26 protein-coding genes are annotated in these 22,841 nt (G+C 44.1%); 8 read left to right on the forward strand and 18 right to left on the reverse strand.

Annotated features, from left to right (window positions below):
* Nucleotides 1-7 precede the first annotated feature (7 nt).
* Nucleotides 8-574, forward strand: a complete 567-nt coding sequence (locus JHJ32_RS19010; RefSeq protein ID WP_079718504.1) for a DUF4256 domain-containing protein — start codon at nt 8-10, stop codon at nt 572-574.
* On the opposite strand, the gene JHJ32_RS19015 is transcribed toward JHJ32_RS19010, so the two are convergent.
* The 6 genes from JHJ32_RS19015 to JHJ32_RS19040 all read right to left on the reverse strand — a co-directional run bounded on the left by JHJ32_RS19015 (nt 571) and on the right by JHJ32_RS19040 (nt 8,429).
* Nucleotides 571-3,693 (reverse strand): efflux RND transporter permease subunit, encoded by a 3,123-nt coding sequence (locus JHJ32_RS19015; RefSeq protein WP_200122045.1) that lies wholly within the window; start codon nt 3,691-3,693, stop codon nt 571-573. The two genes, JHJ32_RS19010 and JHJ32_RS19015, sit on opposite strands and share 4 nt — an antisense overlap.
* Nucleotides 3,690-4,775, reverse strand: coding sequence for an efflux RND transporter periplasmic adaptor subunit (locus JHJ32_RS19020; protein ID WP_200122046.1), 1,086 nt, complete (start codon nt 4,773-4,775; stop codon nt 3,690-3,692). Before JHJ32_RS19020 ends, JHJ32_RS19015 begins: the two co-directional genes overlap by 4 nt.
* A 25-nt stretch (nt 4,776-4,800) precedes the next feature.
* The gene (locus JHJ32_RS19025) at nt 4,801-6,093 is read right to left on the reverse strand and encodes a TolC family protein (RefSeq protein WP_200122047.1); all 1,293 of its coding nucleotides are present in this window, start codon (nt 6,091-6,093) and stop codon (nt 4,801-4,803) included.
* A gap of 11 nt (nt 6,094-6,104) precedes the next feature.
* Nucleotides 6,105-6,317: a twin-arginine translocase TatA/TatE family subunit gene (locus JHJ32_RS19030; RefSeq protein ID WP_233632762.1), complete on the reverse strand. Its 213-nt coding sequence runs from the start codon at nt 6,315-6,317 to the stop codon at nt 6,105-6,107.
* Nucleotides 6,318-6,379: 62 nt separating this feature from the next.
* Nucleotides 6,380-7,738 carry a HAMP domain-containing sensor histidine kinase gene (locus JHJ32_RS19035; protein ID WP_200122048.1) on the reverse strand — a complete coding sequence of 453 codons (1,359 nt, stop codon included), beginning with the start codon at nt 7,736-7,738 and terminating at the stop codon, nt 6,380-6,382.
* A gap of 10 nt (nt 7,739-7,748) precedes the next feature.
* On the reverse strand, nt 7,749-8,429 hold the full coding sequence (locus JHJ32_RS19040; protein ID WP_079718509.1) for a response regulator transcription factor: 681 nt from the start codon (nt 8,427-8,429) through the stop codon (nt 7,749-7,751).
* Nucleotides 8,430-8,489: 60 nt separating this feature from the next.
* On the opposite strand from JHJ32_RS19040, the gene JHJ32_RS19045 reads away from it, so the two are divergent.
* From JHJ32_RS19045 to JHJ32_RS19075, 7 genes are all read left to right on the forward strand, one after another.
* Nucleotides 8,490-8,792 (forward strand): hypothetical protein, encoded by a 303-nt coding sequence (locus JHJ32_RS19045; RefSeq protein ID WP_200122049.1) that lies wholly within the window; start codon nt 8,490-8,492, stop codon nt 8,790-8,792.
* Between the two features lie 493 nt (nt 8,793-9,285).
* Complete coding sequence (locus tag JHJ32_RS19050) at nt 9,286-10,536, forward strand: site-specific integrase (RefSeq protein WP_066436467.1); 1,251 nt, start codon at nt 9,286-9,288, stop codon at nt 10,534-10,536.
* Nucleotides 10,537-11,113: 577 nt separating this feature from the next.
* A complete protein-coding gene (locus tag JHJ32_RS19055; RefSeq protein ID WP_066436458.1) occupies nt 11,114-12,187 on the forward strand; it encodes a DUF932 domain-containing protein in 1,074 nt (357 codons plus the stop codon).
* A gap of 51 nt (nt 12,188-12,238) precedes the next feature.
* Nucleotides 12,239-12,646 carry a hypothetical protein gene (locus JHJ32_RS19060; protein WP_066436456.1) on the forward strand — a complete coding sequence of 136 codons (408 nt, stop codon included), beginning with the start codon at nt 12,239-12,241 and terminating at the stop codon, nt 12,644-12,646.
* Nucleotides 12,647-12,648: 2 nt separating this feature from the next.
* The gene (locus JHJ32_RS19065) at nt 12,649-13,143 is read left to right on the forward strand and encodes a hypothetical protein (protein WP_066436455.1); all 495 of its coding nucleotides are present in this window, start codon (nt 12,649-12,651) and stop codon (nt 13,141-13,143) included.
* Nucleotides 13,144-13,147: 4 nt separating this feature from the next.
* On the forward strand, nt 13,148-13,579 hold the full coding sequence (locus JHJ32_RS19070) for a hypothetical protein (protein WP_200122050.1): 432 nt from the start codon (nt 13,148-13,150) through the stop codon (nt 13,577-13,579).
* 23 nt (nt 13,580-13,602) lie between these two features.
* Nucleotides 13,603-13,935: a penicillin-binding protein gene (locus JHJ32_RS19075; protein WP_066436448.1), complete on the forward strand. Its 333-nt coding sequence runs from the start codon at nt 13,603-13,605 to the stop codon at nt 13,933-13,935.
* Nucleotides 13,936-14,175: 240 nt separating this feature from the next.
* Here the strand turns inward: JHJ32_RS19075 and JHJ32_RS19080 are convergent, their stop codons facing one another.
* The 12 genes from JHJ32_RS19080 to traM all read right to left on the reverse strand — a co-directional run.
* Nucleotides 14,176-14,625, reverse strand: coding sequence for a response regulator transcription factor (locus tag JHJ32_RS19080; protein ID WP_103905093.1), 450 nt, complete (start codon nt 14,623-14,625; stop codon nt 14,176-14,178).
* A complete protein-coding gene (locus JHJ32_RS19085; protein WP_091520313.1) occupies nt 14,607-14,894 on the reverse strand; it encodes a hypothetical protein in 288 nt (95 codons plus the stop codon). The genes JHJ32_RS19080 and JHJ32_RS19085 overlap by 19 nt, the downstream gene beginning before the upstream one ends.
* Before the next feature lie 278 nt (nt 14,895-15,172).
* The gene (locus tag JHJ32_RS19090; RefSeq protein ID WP_066436443.1) at nt 15,173-15,460 is read right to left on the reverse strand and encodes a helix-turn-helix domain-containing protein; all 288 of its coding nucleotides are present in this window, start codon (nt 15,458-15,460) and stop codon (nt 15,173-15,175) included.
* Nucleotides 15,441-15,752: a helix-turn-helix domain-containing protein gene (locus tag JHJ32_RS19095; RefSeq protein ID WP_066436440.1), complete on the reverse strand. Its 312-nt coding sequence runs from the start codon at nt 15,750-15,752 to the stop codon at nt 15,441-15,443. Before JHJ32_RS19095 ends, JHJ32_RS19090 begins: the two co-directional genes overlap by 20 nt.
* A gap of 158 nt (nt 15,753-15,910) precedes the next feature.
* Nucleotides 15,911-16,705 (reverse strand): cation transporter, encoded by a 795-nt coding sequence (locus JHJ32_RS19100; RefSeq protein ID WP_013632606.1) that lies wholly within the window; start codon nt 16,703-16,705, stop codon nt 15,911-15,913.
* 4 nt (nt 16,706-16,709) lie between these two features.
* Entirely contained in the window at nt 16,710-18,881 is a 2,172-nt protein-coding gene (locus tag JHJ32_RS19105) for a TonB-dependent receptor (protein ID WP_013632607.1), read from the reverse strand.
* 88 nt (nt 18,882-18,969) lie between these two features.
* Entirely contained in the window at nt 18,970-19,284 is a 315-nt protein-coding gene (locus JHJ32_RS19110) for a hypothetical protein (protein ID WP_013632608.1), read from the reverse strand.
* 70 nt (nt 19,285-19,354) lie between these two features.
* Nucleotides 19,355-19,627 carry a molybdenum ABC transporter permease gene (locus JHJ32_RS19115; RefSeq protein ID WP_066436434.1) on the reverse strand — a complete coding sequence of 91 codons (273 nt, stop codon included), beginning with the start codon at nt 19,625-19,627 and terminating at the stop codon, nt 19,355-19,357.
* Between the two features lie 259 nt (nt 19,628-19,886).
* Entirely contained in the window at nt 19,887-20,336 is a 450-nt protein-coding gene (locus tag JHJ32_RS19120) for a DUF3872 domain-containing protein (RefSeq protein WP_200122051.1), read from the reverse strand.
* A 12-nt stretch (nt 20,337-20,348) separates the two neighbouring features.
* A complete protein-coding gene (locus JHJ32_RS19125; protein ID WP_013632611.1) occupies nt 20,349-20,909 on the reverse strand; it encodes a conjugal transfer protein TraO in 561 nt (186 codons plus the stop codon).
* Nucleotides 20,910-20,929: 20 nt separating this feature from the next.
* Nucleotides 20,930-21,823 (reverse strand): conjugative transposon protein TraN, encoded by an 894-nt coding sequence (gene traN / locus JHJ32_RS19130; RefSeq protein ID WP_066436433.1) that lies wholly within the window; start codon nt 21,821-21,823, stop codon nt 20,930-20,932.
* A gap of 24 nt (nt 21,824-21,847) precedes the next feature.
* On the reverse strand, nt 21,848-22,841 hold a 994-nt coding region (traM, locus tag JHJ32_RS19135), incomplete at its 5' end, for a conjugative transposon protein TraM (RefSeq protein WP_200122052.1).

Raw genomic sequence — 22,841 nt, forward strand, 5'->3', positions numbered from 1 at the left:
CACAATAATGAAAAACGATCAAAAGGAATTATCACCTGGTCAGCGGGACGAGTTGCTCGGCATTTTAAAGGCACGTTTTGAGAAAAACAGGAACCGCCACGAAGGTCTTGAATGGGCCGATGTGCATACGAGGCTCGCAGCCAATGCTGAAAAGCTCTGGTCGCTCCATGAAATGGAAAAAACGGGAGGTGAGCCAGACGTCGTGGGCTATGATCAGAAGACGGACGAGTATATTTTCTATGATTGCTCAGCAGAAAGCCCCAAAGGCCGCCGAAGCGTTTGCTATGATCGAGAAGCATTGGAGGCAAGGAAAATGCATAAACCGGCAACGAGCGCTATGGATATGGCGGCCGCCATGGGTGTCGAACTTTTGACGGAAGAAGAGTACCGACAGTTGCAGCAACTCGGCGAGTTTGACTTAAAAACATCAAGCTGGGTCAAAACACCGGCCGATATCCGAAGACGCGGCGGGGCAATCTTTTGCGATCGCCGCTTCGGCCGTGTCTTCGTATATCATAATGGCGCCGACTCCTATTACGGTGTCAGAGGGTTTCGTGGCGCACTGCGGGTTTAGTGTCCAAGGTGAGGCGGCATGTTATTTTCTTTTTCTTGGCTACGATACATCCAGTAAAACAGCTGAGGAAGTACGGTAAATGAAAGCAGCATACAAACCAGAAGCCCTCCTACAATCATAATGGCCAAGGGTTTTTGAATCTCCGATCCCATACCCGTGGAAAGAGCAGCAGGCAGTAAGCCCATCGATCCCATTAAGGCGATCATGACGATAGGGCGTATGCGGCTGTCCACACCCTGACGGATTGCTTCAGCCAGCGGCAACTTTCTACGCAGCAAATTTTCCTTCATCACCGCAATGAGGATGATGGCGTTGATGGTATTGACGCCGAATAAGATGATGAATCCAATGCCCGCCGATATGCCAAATACCGTACCGGTGATCCATAGCGACAGAAACCCGCCAATGAAGGCAAAAGGGATGGCACCTACGGCCACCAAGGTATCTTTATAGTTGCCGAAGTTAAAGTACAGCAAAAAGAGGATAAGCACCAGCGCCACCGGCACAACCACGGCCAATTGGCGAGTTGCCCGCTCCTTGCTCTCAAATTCGCCTGCCCATTCAATCTTGTTTGTCTTCGGGAGATTTACTTCTGCCGCCACGCGATGTTGGGCTTCAGCGATGGTGCTTCCCAAATCGCGCCCCTCAATGCTGAAACCTACGCCGATATAACGGCTGCTGCCTTCCCGATAGATGAAAGCGGGGCCGGTATGAAAACCAATGGTAGCTATCTCACGTAAAGGGACGGACTTGCCATCCATCGTAGGAATCAAAATGTTGCCTATCTTTTCCTCATCATCACGATATTCACGCTGGAAGCGGAGCCGCACATCAAATATCCGTTCGTTTTCGTAGAATTGTGTAGCTGCCTGCCCGCCAATGGCCATCGCCACCACAGCCTGTACATCAGCGGTATTAACGGCATAGCGAGCCATCTTATGGTCATGCAGTTGAATACGCAATTCTGGCAGCCCGATATTCTTGTATACTTTTAGGTCCGTGATGCCCGGGACGGTACTAAGCACCCTTTCGACCTGACCGGCGTAGTCTTCCAGTTGATAGAGATCTTCGCCGAAAATCTTGACGACCAACGAGCTTTTTACGCCAGCTACATATTCTTCCACATTGTCTTGGATGGGCTGGCTGAATCCAAAGTTAATGCCTGGGTAGGACTCCAACTCCTTACGCATTTCGCCAAGCAGTTGTTCTTTGCTGATGCGCCGCTGCCATTCCCCTTCGGGATGGAGCTGGATGTGAAACTCAATGTTGAAGAATCCCGTTGGATCTGTACCGTCGTTAGGCCTGCCGGTCTGGCTCATCACGAACTTCACCTCATCAAATGTCCGCAGCTTTCGCCTCATTTCTTGGGCCAGGCGTACGGACTCATCCAAGTTGACGCTATTGGGCAGGGTAGCCCGCACATAGATGGCACCCTCGTTGAGATTGGGAATAAATTCCGAGCCATAGAATAAAAAGCGTACGATGCAGACGACCAAAAGCAGGGCAAACCCCCACAGGGTAAGCCATCGCCGACGTTGGCTCCACGCAAACAGCCACGAGGCCCCGTGGTGAAATGCTTTGGAGATCAAGTTTTCCTTTTCCCGTATATTCTTGCGAAGTAGCGCCTTGCACATGGCCGGCACGTAGGTCAGACTGAGGATAAGCGAACCCAACAAGGCATACCCGAGCGTAAAGGCCAAGGGCGAGAACATTTTGCCTTCCACCTTCTGGAAGGAAAAGATCGGTAACAGGGCTACGATGAGAATGAGTTGCGCAAAAAACACATAAGTAGCCACACTCGCTACACTTTTCTTGATAATGCCCAGTTTGATGGAGCTATTGAACCGCTCCATACCAACCAGTTCGGCGCGCTTTTGCATCCCTACAAAGACGCTCTCTACAATGACCAGCGTACCTTCCAATAGGAGCCCGAAATCCAAAGCCCCCATCGAAATGAGGTTGGCAGGTAAGCCTTGAATACGCAACATGATGATGGCGAAGAGAAATGCCAAGGGGATAACGGAAGCCACAATGACCGTGGTGCGCCAATTGAAGAGAAAAATGAACACAATAACGGAGACCAACACAATGCCCTCAAGCAAATTTTTGCTCACCGTATTCACGGTAGCACCTACCAACTCCGTACGATCAATGAACGGCTCGATATGGACATTCACAGGCAGAATGCGCTCGTTGAGCTCGGTGATTTTTTCTTTCAATCGGGCGATAACGTCTCCGGGATTTTCACCCCGCAACATGATGACAATACCCTGCACCAAGTCGTCTTCGTCCTGCAAACCCACCTGTCCGAGCCGGGGCTTGGCCGATATTTCAACTTCGGCCACATGCTTTACCAAAATTGGCGTATTGCCCCGGACCGTGATAAGGATATTTTCAATATCCTCAACTTTGTCGAGTAGGCCAATACCCCGCACGACATAGGCTTGGTCGCCGCGTTGGATCACATCGCCTCCAACATTGATGTTGCTGTTGCTTACGGCTTCGTATACATCCAATGGCGACAGATCGTAATTGACCAACTCCGTGGGGTTAATTTTAACTTCGTAGATTTTTTCCTCCCCGCCGAAGCTGACAACGTCGGCCACACCAGGCACGGCCACCAGCTCCCGCTCAATGACCCAATCGTGTATCGCCGTGACCTCTTTAATGGGTAGTTCGCTCTTTACCACATAACGAAAAATCTCTCCCGTGGCGCCGGAAGGAGGCTCAATATCGGCCGCCGCCCCCTCAGGAAGATCAACACCCTGCAGGCGGTTAGAAGCATACTGCTGCGCATAGAAGTCGTCTACATCGTCCTCAAAAATGATCGTAACCACCGAAAGGCCAAATAGCGAAATGGAGCGTACTTCTGCCTTGCGGGGGATGGTGTTGACCTCCTTGGATATCGGCAGGGTAACGAATTTCTCAACTTCCTCGGCACTACGCCCCGGCCACTGCGTGATGATACGCGCTCGTGTATTGGTCACATCGGGATAAGCTTCGATGGGGGTATGCACGAGGCAATAGACTCCCACACCCAATAGCAAGGCGGTAAAGAAAAAGACAATAAATGTATTCTTGAGCGAGAAGGAGACGATACCTTGAACAAATTTCTTCATCCCTTAATCCTTTCATAGATAAGCAAATGGTTTTGGGAGACAACACGCTCACCTGCCTCGAGCCCTTCTTCCACGAAATACCACTGATTGTCGCGCGCTGCAAACGAAATCCGCCGCAATTGCAGATCGCAATCGCTGTTGTATACGACGGCGAAATACTGGTTGTCATCGAAGATGACCGCATCCGCAGACAGCGCTACCGCTGTACCGCGGTCCCGCCGCTCGACAGCAATGTCGGCAGACATGCCTGGTTTCAACTTCAAATCATCGTTGCGAATCACTATCCGGGCTTTGAGCACCCGCTCGTTGTTGTCAAACACTTGAGGAAGCGCTGATATGCGTCCGCGGAATACCTCTCCTGGGTAAGCCAGCGTTCGTATCTCGGCATCCATGTGATGCTGTACAAATTGCATGTCCGTGGCATAAACATTGGCAATGACCCATACTTCATCGAGCCCAGACACGGTAAACAGATTGTCCCCGTCGTTGATGGGCATACCAGGATTGATATTCTTTTCGACAATGTAGCCGCTGGCCGGCGAGCGAATTTCAAAAACGCCCTGCGCCGGATTGGGATGGAACAGCGCCAAATTAGCCTCAATGCTCGCAAGCTCAGCGTCCAGTTTCTCGAGAACCGACTTTGCTTGCATGAGATCCCGCTCAGCGGAAATATTATCGTCGTACATGCTGCGTGCGGCGGTGTATTCCCGTTCGGCCAATTGGCGCTGAGATTGTAGGCTTCTTTTTTCTGCGAGCATGGTATTAAGCTCGGGGCTTTTGATGGTCGCCAGCACCTGGCCCTGCTTCACGTAGTCGCCGAGGGAAAAATGGGTCTGCACAGCCACGCCCTCTATCCAACTGACGAATTGCACAACCTTATCGGGGTTATACGAGACTTCGCCGGTCAGTGTCACATGTTGCGTGATGGTACGCTCGTGCAGGGTATCCAGCACCAGTTCTTGGCGCAGGTTGTCGCTTAGACAGAAGCCTTCCGGCTTTTCTTCCACGAGTTGCATGCGTCGGCCGCAAGCCATCACGAGCAACAACATTATCCAACTGTATAGTTTTATGGTGTGTATCATGGTTGTATTTTGTTTATCAAAGCAATTAGGGGAGCTGGTCGCCTACATGGTACCGTAAGGTTTCATATTGGGAAAGCAGTTCAGTATCGGTGTCTAAGAGGATATCCTTGGTAGCGAGGTAGGCTTCCAAAAAATCCAGGTATTCAAGCAGGCTGATGTGACGCTGCGCAAAACTGTTATGGTAGCCGGCCAGCAGCTTGCCCATATCCTCATCGTATTGCGCGCCTACATACTCCTTTCGCGCAATAATTGCCAACAGGTCCTTCCACGCTTGGATAGCCATGCCTGCCACTTCATTCTTTTTGTCTTCGGCGCGCAGACGGCTTTGTTCGAGTCTAGCTTGGGCGGCTTTGATATTACCTTGGTTACGATGAAAAAAGGGGATGTCTATCGATAAGCCCAGGCCAATGAAATCGCGCATGATATTTCCCCCGCGATCATAGCCGGCGCTCAATGTAAGATCCGGTACACGCTGGGCCCGCTCGTAGCTCAACTCATGCTCCGCAAAGGTTGCTCCCAATTCGATAGCGGCCAGCTCGGCACTATGGGCTTGTGCCCACTCCTGCACCGTGCCGGCATCCAACATCTGGATGGCAGCTGTGGGTATTTCCGGCAGGTGTTCATCTGCCAGCACCAGCATTCCCTGTTGCGGTATTCCCATCAATGTCTTCAACGACCGTTGTGCCACTCCGTTTTCTTTGCGGATGTCATCAATAACTTTCATGAGTTCCACTTCGGATGCCTTTAGTCTCATGTACTCACTGCGACTGACATTGCCCTGCGCCACTTGCCGTTCATAGCCGTTAAGTAACCGTCTTAGCTGGTTGAGTACTTCCTCGTACACCTTCATCCGCTGCTGCGTATTGTAAAGTTGGGCCAGCTGTGACCGGAATTCAACCTTGAGACTTCGCAACAAATCCTCAAAGTTCCGTTCGGCAATCGCTGCACCTGTCTCCTCGATAGCTATCATTTTCTTACGCTTGCCCGCAGTCTGGATGAGTTGTTCGATATCCACTGCCACCTGCGCATGGTTGCCCCACGTTCCAAATAGGCGACCGAGCGCCTCTGCACCAGCATTGGACCAGAGATTGATCTCGCCGATGGAGAGCGTTGGGTTGGGCCACAACTTGGCTTGTATTACCTTTGCTTTTGCTTCGTCGATCTCCAGTTTGCCCGCGAGTAATTGCAGGTTGCGCTGCAGAAAAACAGCCTCCGCTTCTGCACGGCTTATCACCAGCGTGTCAGCAGACGATTGTCCGCGAGCGTCCGCCGTAAAGCAGCATAAGGCTACCACAACCGAATACAAATAGGTTCTCATGCAATAGCGTCTCATGAGTGCTGTTCAGTCGGTTGGTCAGCCACGTCCTGACGGGGCGCTTCCTCCTGTCCCCGCTTAAACTCTCGTACACCCTGGCCAAGGCCTCGCATCAGTTCGGGGATTTTCTTACCGCCGAAGAGCAACAAACAGGCAAAAGTTATTAAAAGTAGCTCTTGCCCGCCGATGCCCATGATGCCCAACAACATGGTTTTTTCGTAAAACATAATCAGCATTTTGAGTTGCGACAAAAGTAAAACCGCAACATTAGAAATGCCTTAGAAAGGGGTTAAAGTTGACTAAAGCCCAATGTGACGGTAGTCCCTCGCCCAATCTCCGATGCCAGGGAAAACGAGACCCCGTTTTGTTTGCAGATAAGTACGGCAAGCGACAGCCCGATACCGCTCCCTTTCGTATTGCCCACATTGCTTCCTCGGTAGAATGGTTGATGCACGTGTTTCAATTCTTCGGGAGTGATGCCCGTTCCGTTATCTTGGACGGTGAGTTGTAACCATTTGCCCTGTTGGCTAAGCGTTACGACCACGGGATGGCCATTTGCATATTTAACGGCGTTGTCGATCAGATTGTATACCGCCATCTGCATTTGATTACCATTTCCCTTGGCCAACAGCTTGTCAGGGTTGGGCACCAAAACCTCCACACGCAGTAGCGGCTTGGCCTCCGGCCATTTATCGAAAATCCGATCCAATACATTCCATAATAGCTCATCGATGCGGTAAGCCGTGTTGTCTGCTGGATTGTTGCGCAGCCCGGCAAGTATCATGAGGTTGTTGAAGATGCGCTCCAATTGCGACACCTGCGCCAATACGGTCTGACTGACTTCTTTGTACTCGGCAGGGGAGCGATCTCTTTGGGCAAAAACCTCGAGATTTCCGGTGATGGAAGCCAGCGGGGTCTTGAATTCGTGTGAAACGTAGTTGATGAAATTTTTTTGGATCACAAATGTATCAGCCAAGCGGAGCAGTAATCCATTGAATGTGCTAACGAGTTCATGCAGCTCATCCTTGGTCTTTGGCAACGTCAATGCGGTTTCAAGATTGTCGGCCTGCAATTGGTTGACCTGATGGATGACGGCAGAAATGGGCCGGTAGGCTATCCGCGAAAGCCAATAGCTGAGCAGAAAAATAGTTAGCAGGCCTACTGCCAGCGCAATCCCCATCATGAGCAGTAATTGGTTGCTTTGCGACGCGAAAAAAACATTGCTTGTGGCAACGACCACAACGAAGTCGCCTTGGTTGTCGGGATAGTAGAGGCCGTAATAATAATACCCTCCCGTTTTGAACCGTACCCGCCCTTCATCCCGAATGCGTTGCAAAGCAGCCGGAACAACCTGTTCCATCGAGTGGCCATTGCCGTACCGGACCCGGTTTGTGCTGTCGTATACCTTCACATCCGTTTGTTGCATTTCGACTTCGAAATCTGTCCGTATGCGATTGTGCTCACGTGCCGATAATTCGTCCTCTTCCAGATAAAACATGGCCGACAGTAATCCGGTCTTCTGCAGCTCACTGAAGATAATACGTTCGGAGGTGACATGGAAGGTGTAATAAACCGCAAAGGCCGCTAAAGTAAACACCACCCCAAAGGTAAGCGATGAAATGAGCGTGAGCCGGTTGCGAATGGTCATACGGTATGGTTTATAAAGGTTCTTTCCAAAGATATCCAGTACCTTTGATTGTGTGAATGAATTTTACACCCCCGCGCTCTATTTTTGCACGCAAGTACGAAATGTACACGTCTACCACGTTGGTACTGTTGTCATAGTCTATTCCCCATACCGCATGCAGTAGCTGCGCACGTGGCAACACCCGGCCCGGATGCTCGAGGAAGTAAAGCAACAGTTTATATTCTTTGGGAGACAATTCAACCCGATCTTCGCCCAACCGAACGGCGTGCTCGGCTGTATTGACGGTGAGTGAGCCGCTACGATATACCTTACTGTCTGACTGGTGGGCCAATTTGGATCGCCTAACCAAGGCGTTGATACGAGAAAGCAGCTCCTTGAAGTGGAAAGGCTTCACCAAATAATCGTCGGCTCCGCTGTCCAATGCGTTGACTTTGTCATCGGGGCCATCCAATGCGCTTATCACCAGGATGGGAGTCTGATTGCGCCGATAGCGGATAAGCTTGGTGAGCTGCACGCCGTCTATACCGGGTAACATGATATCCATCAGGATCACGTCCCAATCGTGCGTGTTTACCAGCTCCCGGGCGGCTTCTGCTGAGGTAGCCAGCGCCGTGCTGTACCCTACTTCTTCCAATCCCTTCACCACAAAATCGCTAATGCGGCTATCGTCTTCAATGAGCAGAATATTCATTATGGCCAAAGTTAGCGTTCGGGATGACCAAATCCAATTTTGGCCGTGTATATTTGTTGTATGAACGACTTTTATATCGACAAACAAACCCTCGCCGATTTACAATTGTTCAACGAGGGGGCGGGCAGCGTATTCGGATGTTTTAACCAAACCGTGACTTATGGCGGCGAGGACGCATTGCGCAGCTTGTTCCGTAAGCCACTTGCAGACCGCAGCCAGCTCCAAGCACGTATGGCAACCATCAGGTTCTTGATGGACAACTTGGAAAAGCTCACACTGGACAAGACAACAATAGATTTCGTAGATTACTACCTAAAACGTCCCGATCGGCCCATATCTTTTTCGGCATCCCTACCAATATAGAGGGGGATCCCCATGTTTGATTACCGTCTACGCGAAGGAATTACAGACGATCGCATCGGGCTGTGGATATTAGAGAATGAGGGCGTGTTTGCCCTTTTGGAAACGAACCGCACTAGATGACAGCTTTTCGTCCCATCACTGGTACTGAATATAAATCGGCTTGGGTACCAAGGCCAGGACCTCTTCGGTAGTCATCATTCGATGGGGCGGCCTAATCAGATCATTTTTATAAAAAAAGATTAGTAAAAAGCAAAATTAAGCAAAACGGTTAAAACCTTTGCTATACAAGGCTTTATAAAAAGAGTAGTCTTAGTTCGGAAGTCGGTGTCTGATAGTTTTGGGGCTTAAATTGACTAGGTTAGGTTACTAATTCGTTACCGATTGACAAAGGTAACAGTGTGGTTTAACTGATTATATTTCAGTGTTTTGCACCCTTTTCTACATTCCCTTGTAACTCAATGTAATTTAATTTTAAACGTTAAACATTTGAGTTATGGAACAGACAAAAAAATCGACGTTCAAACTGCTTTTCTACCTAAAAAAGAACGAATTGAAAAAGAACGGTAATGCTCCGATTATGGCACGTATTACCATTGACGGAACCCCTAAAACTTTCGGAACAAAGTTAGAAATTGACCCCAATAATTGGGATTTAAAACACGGAAGAGTTCAGGGCAAGAGTGCGCAGGCATTAAGTATCAATAAAAAACTGGATAATATACGTGGGCGTATCGACAAGATTTATGAAGATATGTTGAAGCACGAGGGCTTTGCAACCGCCCAAAAAGTAAAGCTATCGTTTTTGGGTGTTGGCGTAATGGATGATGCAATACTTAAAGTCTTCAACGACCAAAATGAGGATTTTAAAAAATTGGTCGAAAAGGAAGAACGCTCACAAAGCACCTACAACAAGTATATCACAGTTTACAATCATCTTACCACGTTTATAAAGGAACGCTATCATCGTGACGATATGGCTTTTCGGGAATTGACTTCCGATTTTATCCGGGAGTTTGATTTTTACCTCCGGTATGATTTGCAGTCCTCCCACAATACAGTTTGGGTGTACACGATGCCTGTATTAGCCCTTGTGGAACTGGCTATTAAAAAAGGCTTGATACGTGATAATCCTTTTCAGGATTACGAAATCAATATGGAAGAAACCGACCGGGGCTATATCCTTAAAGAAGATGTTGAAAAGCTGATGATGTGCGTACCATCGCACCAACGGTATGAACTTGTAAAAGACCTGTTTATTTTCAGTTGCTTTACAGGACTTGCTTATGCGGATATTAAGAAACTGACAAGGAACAACATTCAATCATTCTTTGACGGTCATCAGTGGATTATCAGCAGGAGAAAGAAATCAGATATTGCTTCAAATGTTCGGTTAATGGAAATCCCTAAACGTATCATTGAGAAATATCAGGGTACGACAAGGAATGAATTTATCTTTCCGGTTCCGACCAATGCAACCTGCAATACTCACATAGGCAAACTGGTTGAAAAGGCAGAAATCATTACGGAGCAAAAAGTAACTTTTCACACGGCAAGGCATACTTTCGGAACAATGTTTTTGACCGAGGGCGTACCGCTTGAAAGTCTTAGCAAAATGATGGGGCATAAAAATATTTCCACCACACAGATTTACGCTAAAATCACAAGCCAAAAAATCAGTAAGGATATGGATTTAGTTACCCCTAAATTCAAGGCAATGGAAGAAGCGTTTATGATGGCAATCTAATCAGCTTTTATCTAATCTCAATGAGCAGAACTTAACGGTTCTGCTTTTTTTATGCCTATCTTTTTGTGTAGGTAAAGCACATTTATTTTCCTCTACGCAATCCAACGCTGTAAAAGAGCTTATTACCTACTTCAGAAATAGAAAATTGAAAAACGAAACCCTTATCTAACGCTCCCTGCTATTCCATTTTTCAAATCCCTATTACAGGCTATCATAGCCTGGTCATTAATGCCATAAAAATTTAGAACAGAAAATTTCCACAATCAACCGGTAAAAAGGCAGCTAAGTTATAGCGGGCAGCCACCTCACACGCCCAACCAAAAGACTACGGCATAATGGCAAGGCAACACACAGCAATTCGGCGAAGCCAGCATTTTGCCTTGCCACCCTCCGGGACTTATTCCGTTTCCTTTCGGTTTTACGCTGTTGCCCGCTTGGATTATCTGCTTTCTTTTTTCCGGTTTTTCTTTTGGAAAAATTTATGCGAAGCGAAGCGGAGCAAACCACAACGGGAAGCGGGAAACGAGAAAAGCGAGTGAGTAAATAACATTTTTTCAAACATCAAAATTTTAGCATTATGGCACACAACATCAATTTCAACGAGCAAACAGGACGTCATTCATTCTTTAGCGTTCAACAAAAAGCGTGGCACGGTTTGGGGCAAATCGTAGAGCAATACCCAACAAGCGAGGAAGCAATAGTACACGCAGGTTTAGATTACGAGGTTATCAAATCCCCACTGTTTACACAGGGCAGAACAATGAGCATAGGCGAAAACGGAGAACTGATTGAAGCCAATGACATCTTAGTACCTAACAGTTTCGCCACCCTCCGCACCGACACCAATACACCGTTGGGTGTAGTAGGCAAAGACTACCATATTGTACAAAACCGTGAGGCGTTCAATTTCTTTGATGCTATTGTAGGCGGAGGCGAGGGAATATTGTACGAAACCGCAGGAGCATTGGGTAACGGGGAGCGTATTTTTATCACTGCCAAGCTGCCCGACTATATCCGTGTAGGTAACGGCGACGATGTTACAGAAAAGTACATCTTCTTAACCACAAGCCACGACGGTAGTGGAAGTATTACCGCAGCGTTTACACCTATCCGTATCGTATGTCAAAACACCCTGAACGCATCATTGCGGAGTATGACCAATGTAGTGCGTATCAAACACACGTCAGGAGCAAAACAACGCCTCGAAAATGCTCACAAGGTTATGGGGCTTGCCAACACACTAAGCACGCAGTTAGAGAACATCTTTAACGATTGGGCTAAAGTAAGGGTAACAGACCGAGAAGTAAGAAAGCTAATCCAGTTGGCACTTTGCCCGAACAAAGAAACGCTTAACCTGCTCAAAAAAGGTGCGGAAGATGAAGTTTCCACCGTGTTTAAAAACACCGTAGATGATGCCTTTGAATACGCTATGATAAGCGACACCCAACAAATGGCAACTACCAAAGGCACATTATTCGGGGCTTACAATGCTGTTACAGGTTACTTTCAGAATGTACGCAATTACAGGGATGGCGAAGCCAAACTACAATCTATTGTAATGGGCGGTACAGCACAGCTAAAGACACAAAAAGCCTTTGAACTGTGTACAGACTTTGCCTATTCAGGAGCAGAGATTTTCAACTTCAATTAATCATCAAAGGCGACTGCCTGCAAAGGTGGTCGCCTACTAAAAACAAAAGATATGAAAGCATTAGATAAAATGGACAACCTCGATAAAGCGGGCTTGTTGTGCAAATTGTTTCCCGCAGAACTGGAGAACCTGCAAAACGCTATAAAAACGCAATGCGACTACTTCCTGCAAAATGAAACCGCCTTTCGTGAGGGTTGGTATCAAAAGGGATTTTTTACCGCTGAATTTTGGTACAGGCTTGTGCAGAATGCACAAAAAGGCATAGACAAGAATGAACCACTTTGGAAACGCCCGAACTGGTTTACAGACCATTTTTTTGACGGACACAATTCAATTTTCGCTATCCACTGCCTGATTGAATATACAGAGGATGCACAATGCGACCCGCAATTAAAACAGGCGATACACCTGCTTTTCGGGAACGACAAATTTTTACAGATAACCTTAAACGATAAATAATTATGGCTAATTGGTGCAACAACTGGGTTGTTTTTGAGGGAACAGCCGAAGCAATAGAGCAGATAACACAGCTATTCAAATCAATGGCTGAACAGGAACAGAAAGACAACTGCGGGCATTTACCCCATTTCGTACAGGACACGCACGGAGATTATTTCTACAATATCAGTCAGGACAATGAAAGTGCGGGTGTATTCCAGTATGAAACAAAATGGTCGCCAAATACGGATGCCGTTAAGCAGATAGCCGAACATTTCAAAGTGAATTTCACACAGGACTATGAGGAATTAGGATGCTTAGTATATGGTCAGGCAATATTTGAAGAAGGAATACTAACGGATACCTGTTTAGATAGCCAGGACTTTGACAGCTATGAATTAGACGAGGAAACGGACACCTACCATTTTGAGGGAACAGAGTACGACAGCGAATGGGAAATACTCGACACTTTGTTAGAGCGTAAAAGCGAAAATCAATTAAACACCATTAAAATTTAGAACGATGAAACTATCAGATAAAGCGACAGCACATATTTTGGTTAAAGCCAACAGCGAATGGGATAATTGCGAGTTTGCAATTATCCACCTATCCGAAGAATGGAAAACAGAACAGGCAAAACGGCTTGCATTAGTTAAGCCGTTAGAGGGCAATCACTCTTTCTGCTCAATGAATTACTATGATACAGCAGTAGATTTTTATAGGACAGGCGAAAACGACAACCCGAATATTGAAGAATTGCTAAACGGTAATGAATGGATATTTGTGGAGCTTGACGAGCAAGAGCAGGAAACGTTTACCGTACCTGAAAACCGACTGGACTGTTACAGGCTTGTATTAAGGGCAAACGGTACAGGCTACTATACAGCATACGGGAAGCATACGAGCGAAGAATTTTGGACGGAAGAATTTTTATTAACCCAATTAATTGCTTAATCAGAAAAATCAAATTTCAAATTATGACACGTTCAAATCTTCACATCAAATTGAGTAACGGTAAATCCCTTGTATGCGTTGCCGACAGCAGCAGCGCACCCGAACAGGGCTATATCGTTGAAAGGCTTTTTTTGCCCTTGTTATCCCTTGATAACAGCGAGCAAGAACTCTTAATGCTTAAAGAGTATTGCACGATGGATGAAAGGCGGATAAACGCATATTACCGCTATTTAATAGACCTTACCACTAAAGAAGTTAAGTTTTTTGAAGAGCATTACAGTTATACCAATGACACTTTCAGGAAAGGAAAGGATATAACGGAAAGATACTACGAGTATTTAAAAACGATTAACTAATACAAGCCGCCTGACCCGAAAAGTCGGGCGGCAAAAAGACAGATCCTCCCGATGGTCGGGCAGTCTTTTTGCTTTAAATTGGTGCAATCCCCTTTAGCAAAATGCACCCTTACAAATCCTTTTCATTTTACCAAACAGGTTGCAGCGTTATTGCGTGGGATATTCGTTATCCCATAATTAGATTAGAGTGATTACTTTCTTTCGTGAGTTCAGCGGAAAAGAAAGTAACAAAGAAACCTGCTATTGCGGAAACTGTTTGTAATATTCTTTTGCTACTTCAGCTACACCTGCACTGAAATAACGCCCTCCGTCGTTTAGTACCGTGATGGCTTTTTTGAGTTCTTCGGGGTCTGCGCCTTTCAGGATATACCCTTTTGCCCCGCTATTAAGCATTTTAACCACATCCTGCACATCATCGTTAATACTAAAAGCCAAGATTTTGGTTTGCGGATATTTTTCAAGCAATGCTTTAGCAGTTTCAAAACCATTCATTACAGGCATATTTATATCAACAACCATTATATCGGGAATAACTTCCATTTGCTCCATTTTTTTCAGTGCTAATTTGCCGTTTTCCGCTTCAAATACGATTTCAAAATTATCGTCGTCCCGTATAAAATCGCAGATACCTTTCCTAAGTAAGTCGTGGTCGTCTATCATTCCTATCTTAATTATTTTTTCTTTACCCATTTTCTTCTTTTGATAAAATTGAAAAATCCGTATTTAGACTTAGATAAATCAGATGTTCTGTCAACGTGAGGTAAGCCATTATTAACCGTAATGTCCCTGACCTTAAAATGATTAAGCCATTCTTTAAAGTGTGCTATTTCGTGAGGCTTGAAACGAACAATTTCCCCGTTTTTAAGAGATACGATAAAAACATCAATGCAGAGAGTGAATGCAGATAGATGGGATGCAGGATAGTCAAATTCGGGGTAAAAAATATGCTCATTCTCCATAGCCTTAATGTTTTAGGTTGTGGATGCCTGGCACAAAAAAAGAGCGCAGGCAACTACACTTACCGCACATTGAGGCACTGGTATGCCCGACAACGAATAAGCGAGCGCCCACGCCTTTTGACGTGAGCGTTCTTACTTATCTGTCCCGTTGTCTAAAAATTACCAGTTTTCAATGTGGGACTTAAAGCAAAAACACTTTAAGTATTTTCTATATTTTCGACAACAAAGAGACTAAACTCGTGCCTTTTTGACTGCATATAGTACAAAAAAGATTACAGTCAAACTGTTTTTTGTGAAATATAATTCTGTTCAAGTATTGTCAGAATATCGCTTTCCTTATAAATAATCTTACCGCCTATCTGTATATACGGCAGGATATTGTCATCACGGTATTGCTGTAAAGTTCGTTTGCTGATATGGAGCAGCTTACACACATCTTCGCCCGACAGGTATATTTCCCCGTTCATTACAGGACGGTAATTTTTCAATATACTTTCGATACGGGTTCTTAGCAGCGTTATCATTTCCTGATGGGCAATGATTTCGTCATTCTCGAATAAATCCATTTTCAACGGTATTGTACGGCTGTCCGGCTTCGAGCAAAGCCTGTACATCCGAGCGTTTATAATAATTCTTACGGTTCAGTCGGGAATAGGGCAATAGTCCTTTGTCCTTATACGTCTGCAAAGTCCGCTTGGTAATGTTCATCATCAGACACACTTCCTGGTTATCGAGCCATTTTTCTTCTTTGAAAATTGGCGTGTATTTTTTCGTAGCATTTTCGGTCAGTTCCAAAAGTGCTTTCAGCTCATTTTTCATTCCCTCCAGTACGGACTTTTGTATTGTGATTACTTCCATAGTTTGCTCAATTTTGCTGTGGAAGTCGAATTTATAAAGGCTTATTGCAGCGTTGGAGAATGTTGCAGGATTTGGCTTTGAAAGGCAGCGTTTGGCGTTAGTAGTAAGATTTGGTACAAAAAAAGCCCCGAATTTCGGGGCTATGATTTGCTGCTATTTTATTTTGCCAACTTCAGTATTCTATATGCACCTCTTGCCACAATCACGAATACAATTGCCCCAATAATCAAATCCGGATAACTCGAATTGAGCCAATTGACCAATAATCCCGCAATGATAACACCCGAATTGATTATAACATCGTTGGAAGTGAAAATCATCGAAGCCTGCATATGGGCTTCTTTGCTTTTGTTCTTTTGTAATAGATAAAGACAAAGTACGTTTGCAATCAACGCCAAAACAGAAACAACAATCATTGTTTTGAAATCAGGCATCGCTTCTATTCCGATAAAACGTCTGATAACTTCAACAAAACCGATAACGGCTAACAGAATTTGAAAGTAACCTGCAAATTTGGCGATATTGTTTTTTCTTGCAATCGTACCCCCAACAGCAAACAATGCCAAAGCGTAAACAATACTGTCTGCAAGCATATCCAAGCTGTCTGCTATCAATCCCATTGAATTGGAAAAAATACCGAACAACATTTCCAATCCAAAGAAAACGAAATTGATAATCAGTACAGTCCAAAGTAGTTTCCGTTGGTCATTGCTTGTATCTGTTTCAAGAACTGCATTGCTTTCTTCAGTTGAAATCAATGACGTATTCAGGTTTAATGTTTCCAAAGCCGAAAAAATCGGCTCTGGTTTTCCACTATGGTAAACATTTAGTTTTCTACTGGGAATATCAAATTCCAATGACTTTACCATATCGAAATCCTGCAATTTCATACGGATTAATTGCTCCTCACTTGGGCAATCCATTTTAGTTATATTGAATATGGTTTTATTCATCTTCTTAAAGTCTAAATTTTATTCCGCCATTAATGACAAATCCGTCCAATGGTGCATAAATGTCTTTAAATATAGGATTACTAATTGTACCTGTATAAATGTTGCCAAAACGTGTCTGCCTTGTATCAAGGAAATTTTCAAAATTGACATATAACGAAAACCTTTCCCAAATCTTTTCAGCCATAAATCCACAAGTCCAATAGTCTTTTCCTGTTGTTCCATCGTTCAGCTTTTGCGGGCTGAAATAGTAGGCTTCTAAACCAACTTTCCATTTGTCTTCGATTTCATACATTAAAACCGAGTTAATACGGTGTTTTGGGGTTAACGGGCTTTCGGTAGTTGTTGCATTTTGGTGTAACTGTGCATCTGTATAAGTGTACCCTAAAAATAATTTCACATCATCGTAACCGATTTTGATATTGGTTTCTGTTCCTTTTGTATGGATGTAACCAGTAGAGTTTACAAATTGATAGAGATTAGCTGATGGATTTTCAAGTAATAGAGGATTATTCAAATAGGTATAAAAGAATAATTGATTGATACTGAATGACCAACCATCGCCAATATTAGTGCGGTAATTTATATCTGCATTTCCACCATAACTTTTTTCCAGTTTATTGGTTTTATTGTTAATTGGCATTACGTTTTGATATTGTAAGCGTTCGCTTTCTTCGGTAAAGATAGTGGGTGTTTTATATCCAAATCCGCCGCCAATCCTTGATGTTAATCCGTTTGCAATATGGAATAGCGCCGATACTCTTGGCAAGAATACAGCCCCATAATCTATAACATAATCCGTTCTTAAACCTGCTTCCAATTGAAGCCAATCCGTAGCTTTAAAATTATTTTGGACGAAAGCCCCAAATGTGGTTTGGCTATAATCTCTTAACGGAAATACTGTAATCTGCTTTTCTTTAAAATTGTCCGTCCAAATATTAACGCCTGTTACCCATTCTGACTTTTCTTTGCTGTAAGTATAATTAGCTTCCGTAAAAGTGGCTGTTTGCGTTCCCTCAAACTCGTAAGTGGGAATAGCCGTATTGCGGTTAAAATAACTTACACTGTTTTTGATTTGAAAAGAACTGTTTTCATTAATTAAATGGTCAAAAACAAATTGTGTGGAATAGCGTTGTGTTTTGTTTTCTTCAAAATATTGATGCGTATTATCCCCTTTGCCCTTGATGTAAAGTATATCGCCGCCCAAACGGTTCTCTATGGTTGTATTGATGCCAAAATTCAGTTTCGTTTTATCATTGAAGTAAACAAATAATTTAGGGTTCAATACGAAGCGTTCAAACTTTGGAATGGCGGAAAAACCAATTTTTGCAGGGTCATAAGCTCCGTTTCTGTTGTGCGAAGCGAAAATAGTTGTTCCAATTTTATTGAATTTTTGCCCATAAAAACCATTAATGTCTAAACCTCTCCCTGATGTTCCGTTGATATGAAAGCGTAAATCTCTTTCATCAGTTGGCGTTTTGGAAATCAAGTTGACTAATCCTGCTATTGCTCCACCTCCGTAAAGTGTAGAAGTTGAGCCTTTGATAACTTCAACCTGCTTTAAATCAAGTGGCGGAATTTGTAATAAGCCCAAACCACTTGAAGCTCCCGAATAAATCGGAAAACCGTCTTTAAGGATTTGTGTATATCGTCCGTCAAGTCCCTGAATACGGATACTCGCATTGGCACTTGTGGGCGACGTAGTTTGTACGTGAATACCTGTACTTTCTGCCAAAAGCATACGAATATCTCCCGGTTTCATATTCCCTTTTTCTCCCAACTCCTCACTTCCAATAAACTCAATACGTGTAGGAATATTTTGTATGCTTCTTGTACTTCGGGTAGATGTAATTACAACACCCTCTAATTCCTCTGAATTTTCTTTGAGCAGAATTTCAATAACATTGGTATCCTTTAGTGGAAATTCTATTTTTTCAATAAACTCTTCAAAGCCTACGTAGCTAAAATGTATCTCCTGTATTCCATCAGGAATATTCGATAATATAATCTGTCCTTTTTCGTTCGAGGTTCCTCCAATTGAGGTGCCTTTTATAGATGTTGTTACACCAATCAAGGGTTCTTTTGTTTCACTGTTTTTTACAACAATGTTTAATGTATTTTGTGCATATACACAAAGGTTGAGTGCCATAAAAAATGACACAATGAGTATTTTTTTCATTGTAAAAATGATACTTAATGTATATAAATAAGCTATGACGATGCAAAGACATCGCTTTTTAATTAATTTGTGCTGAAAGCATTATACATTAAGCAAGTTGCGGGGGACGCCAAATGGAAAATGGAAAATCAGAAACAGGTGGGGTCAGCATATTTCCTAACTTCCGTTGCGGTTCTTTTACTGAATGGACAATAGAGAAATGAAAAGTAGTTAAAACAAATCCTGTACAGGTGTTGCAACTAAAAAAAGGCGAGCAACATCCCTTATTACAATCTTGGTCATCCTGTCCGTTTTGTCCTTGTTCGGTAGTATGCTTCTGCATACATTTATCCTCAATAAAAGTCGGTACTGCTGATAAAAGCAATACATAGGCGGCTAATATTAAAGATATAAACTTCACCATACAAAGTTAAATAAAAATTAATTGCGTTAGCTCACAAATCTTGTGGAGGTAGTTAAAGCGAATAGTTTTTTTATCGAGATTGTTCGGTTTTTACTTCAGGCTGCTGTTTTTCCTTTTTCTCACGGGAATAAACCCACAGTGACAACAGACCGAAAATAATCAGTGCGTAAGCTATCCATTTACCAACCCTTTCAATCAATTTAATGAAAACCGAACTTTCATAAGATGAGAAACCCTCTGCTCCCATAGGGCTGCGCCTGTAAAACTTCCTGCGGTTAATCCAGTAACGAAGTCCCAAGCCTGCAACCAAAAATATGATACCTATAACCAATGATGCGACCATAACAAAAACACTTTATTTCCACTGTTTGAATTTACGAAAAATATTTTTTTCAGCCTGTAAACGATGTGAATTAAATGCGAAAGAGGCTTACCCCAAAAGGCAAGCCTCTTTCATTGTTTATGGAAATAAAACCTTACTCAACACTGAAATAGATTACAAGGATAAGAAATTATTTCTTTTGAAATACACTGCCCGGCTGAAAATTAAAAACGGCTTACCAATCAGATAAGCCGTTTTTTTTTGAATTGAAATACTGCTCTTAATCGCTGCTGTTAAACTGAAAAGTTATCTGCTTTTCATTCCCGAAGCTGTCCGAAATCCAAACGTCAAAAGACTGTGAAACGGCAGACGTTGAAGTGTAGTACAGCCTGAACTGCTCCGTTGGTAATTGGTACAGGTCATTGGGCTGATACGGCGGTTCGTTGTAGTATTGCAATGTTCCCTGCCCGTCAAATTGAAAGTAACGGAGGAAATACTGCGTATTGCTGTAATTGCCTATACGCTGTATGGTAATGCGTATTTCTACGGTCTGCCCGTTTGCAACATCTTTAGGCACTGGCATTACATTGACCTCGAAAGGAAAATTGTTCTGTATTTCGAGGTCATCATCTTTGCTGCAAGATACCAACGTAACCGAAGCTGTGAGGATTGTCAGGAATACATATAGTGGCAGTAGCCCCGTTCTGAATTTATTGAATATTGCTATCATCGTTTTTACGTTTTAAAAGTTAAACCTTAATCCCACACCTGCTGACGGTCGGAACTGTTGTAAATCCGTACCCCAAAGGATTTTTGTACGCCCTTGCAGGACTAATACAAAACGGTCGGACAGGTACGTTTCAAAAGTGAGGCGACCGCCTGCACCGTAGATAAAATTATCTTCGCTCAATATCTTCGCACCGTCGTACAACATTGTTTCGCCCCGGTTGATGGTTTCGTAACCGACCACACCTGTTACGGCGAAATTCAGCGTGATGTTCTTACGGGCATCGCCCAACAAAAAGAAGCTGTAACCGCCCTCTGCGGAATAGGTTTCCTGCGGTATGCGGAGGTCTTTATACCCGTGGTACTGGTGGGTATATTCCAACGCCCAAAGCTGATAGTTACCATTCTTACCGTTTACCGTCATTGCTGCGCTGATGTAGTAATCATTGCCAATCTTATCATCGGACAATACACCTGCACTTATTTCCAATCCTTTCTGCTTCGGCAGCATTCTTTGCGCCTGTGCAGCCGTGATGCCTATCAGGACAAACAGCACGGTATAGATATACTTTTTCATATTCTTGCTTTAAAGGGTTATTAAAATTTCAGGTGCATATCGTCAATCAAACGGGCTTTGATTAAATCGGAATTTTCGACGTGCAATGTTTGATGCCTGCCACCGTTTTTCTCGAAAATCTCAATCAGCAGTACCTTATCATCGGCAATGGTAAACTGGTCTAACAGGAACACATTTTGTTCGGTCGATTTTCCGGAAATACCGTCCAATGGCTTGTAAGTTCTCAAAGGAGTTAAAGGGCGTTCCTGGACTACGGTGCGTTTAGCTACCTTTTTATCCACTACTTTGAAATTGATGAAATCAATCTCGAAAGGAACATTGGCACGGTTTCTCAATTCAGTATGGAAATAGTATTTGCCGTTATGTATGTAAATCCCTTTTAGGATAAACTGAATGCCGAAACTCTTAGCACCGATATGCTTTACAATGCGTTTGTCTTTCTTGTAAATGGTTTCCAAAAGCAAGCCTGCCAGTGACGGCGAATTGTTGCCCAGTTCTTCAAAAAGCACATCGTTACCTTTGGCTTTATCCACCGCTTTTTGCATCGTGAGCAGGTCATAGCTCATTGCCTCCGGGTAGGAACTGTAATACACGTTGAAACTATAAAAACGTCCGTCATTCGTAATAACGGAAAAATTCGTTTCCGGCTCAAAGTCCCTTACAGATGCTTTTACACGCAACACGTTTTCCGCATCTTCGGCTTTCCCTGCAATAAGGTATTCGCTGCCCAAATCCACGTAACGAATGGCAGTCGGGAAAATCAGGTGCGAGGTTTTATCGTAGGTAACTTCCATACGGTACGGCTCTATCTTGCCCAATGCAAGTGGTGTTCTGATGCTGTCCTGTGCATTAGATTGTGCAGCAAAGCCGAGTATAAGGGCAATAGCCCAAAAGGTTTTTAAATGATTTTTCATTGTTTTATTTATTTGAGTTCAACATTATTTTTTAGATACAAGAAAGACCTGATAGCCTGCTTTGAGTGCAACCTTTGGCGTTCTTACTTTCTTAGCGAAATAGCCCGAAATACCTTGCACTGCACTTTTACTTAGGTCAGAAGTAATTTGCTGTCCAGGAGTAGAACTCATACTGAAGCTCGAACCTGTGGCATTGCCCATATTGGCTACAATGTCCGTAACCGCATTTCTTTCAGGCGAATACGGAACATATAAACCTTGCTGTCCGTCCAAATCATAAATAGTAATATCTACCGGGATGATATTGCCCTCCAGTTCTACCGAAGTAACTTTTAATTGTAACCTGCCATTCTGAAATTTGGCATTAGCCGTTACAATTGTTCCTTTGGGGATGGTACGTTGCGGGGTTTTGGCAGGCTCTAACAGGCGTAAACGCACACCCGTTTCGCCAACTACCGTTTGGGCTTCGTGTACACAGGCTTTGATACTGTTTTTAGGCTGTACCACCTCTTCAGTAGAACCTGCGGTATAGAACCCCCTGTTTTTTGTTTGGCTCCAATCGGCTGCAAAGGCACTGTCCGACGGTTCACGGTACAAGGCTGATACAATGTTCTTTCTTGTTGGTGTGAACGATACAAATTGCTCTTTTTGGTTAGCACCCGCAGCAGCAGGAGTTGCACCGATGGCAGGAGCAGCGTTTCCGGTATTGGCATTTTGGGGAAGATACTTTGCTGCCATTTCATAGGATTTCTCCATTAATTTGAGTTGGTCGTCAACGGTGGCCACAGGTGGCACATCTTTTTCCGACAACTTTGCTTTTAGTTCGTCCACTTGCTTACGCAATTCCATTGTTTCCGAATTGTTGTCCTGATAGAATGAACCCAGTGTGCTTTGTGCATTACGGTAACTATTCAATGCAGAATTTCCGTTTCGTCCCGATTTTCTGCCACCACCCCCAAAGCCGTTGCTTTCTTCGTCTTCTTCAGGTAAACTTTCTTCATTGTCAGCAGATGCAGTA

The sequence above is a fragment of the Parapedobacter sp. ISTM3 genome (assembly GCF_016533505.1).
Taxonomy (GTDB): domain Bacteria; phylum Bacteroidota; class Bacteroidia; order Sphingobacteriales; family Sphingobacteriaceae; genus Parapedobacter; species Parapedobacter luteus.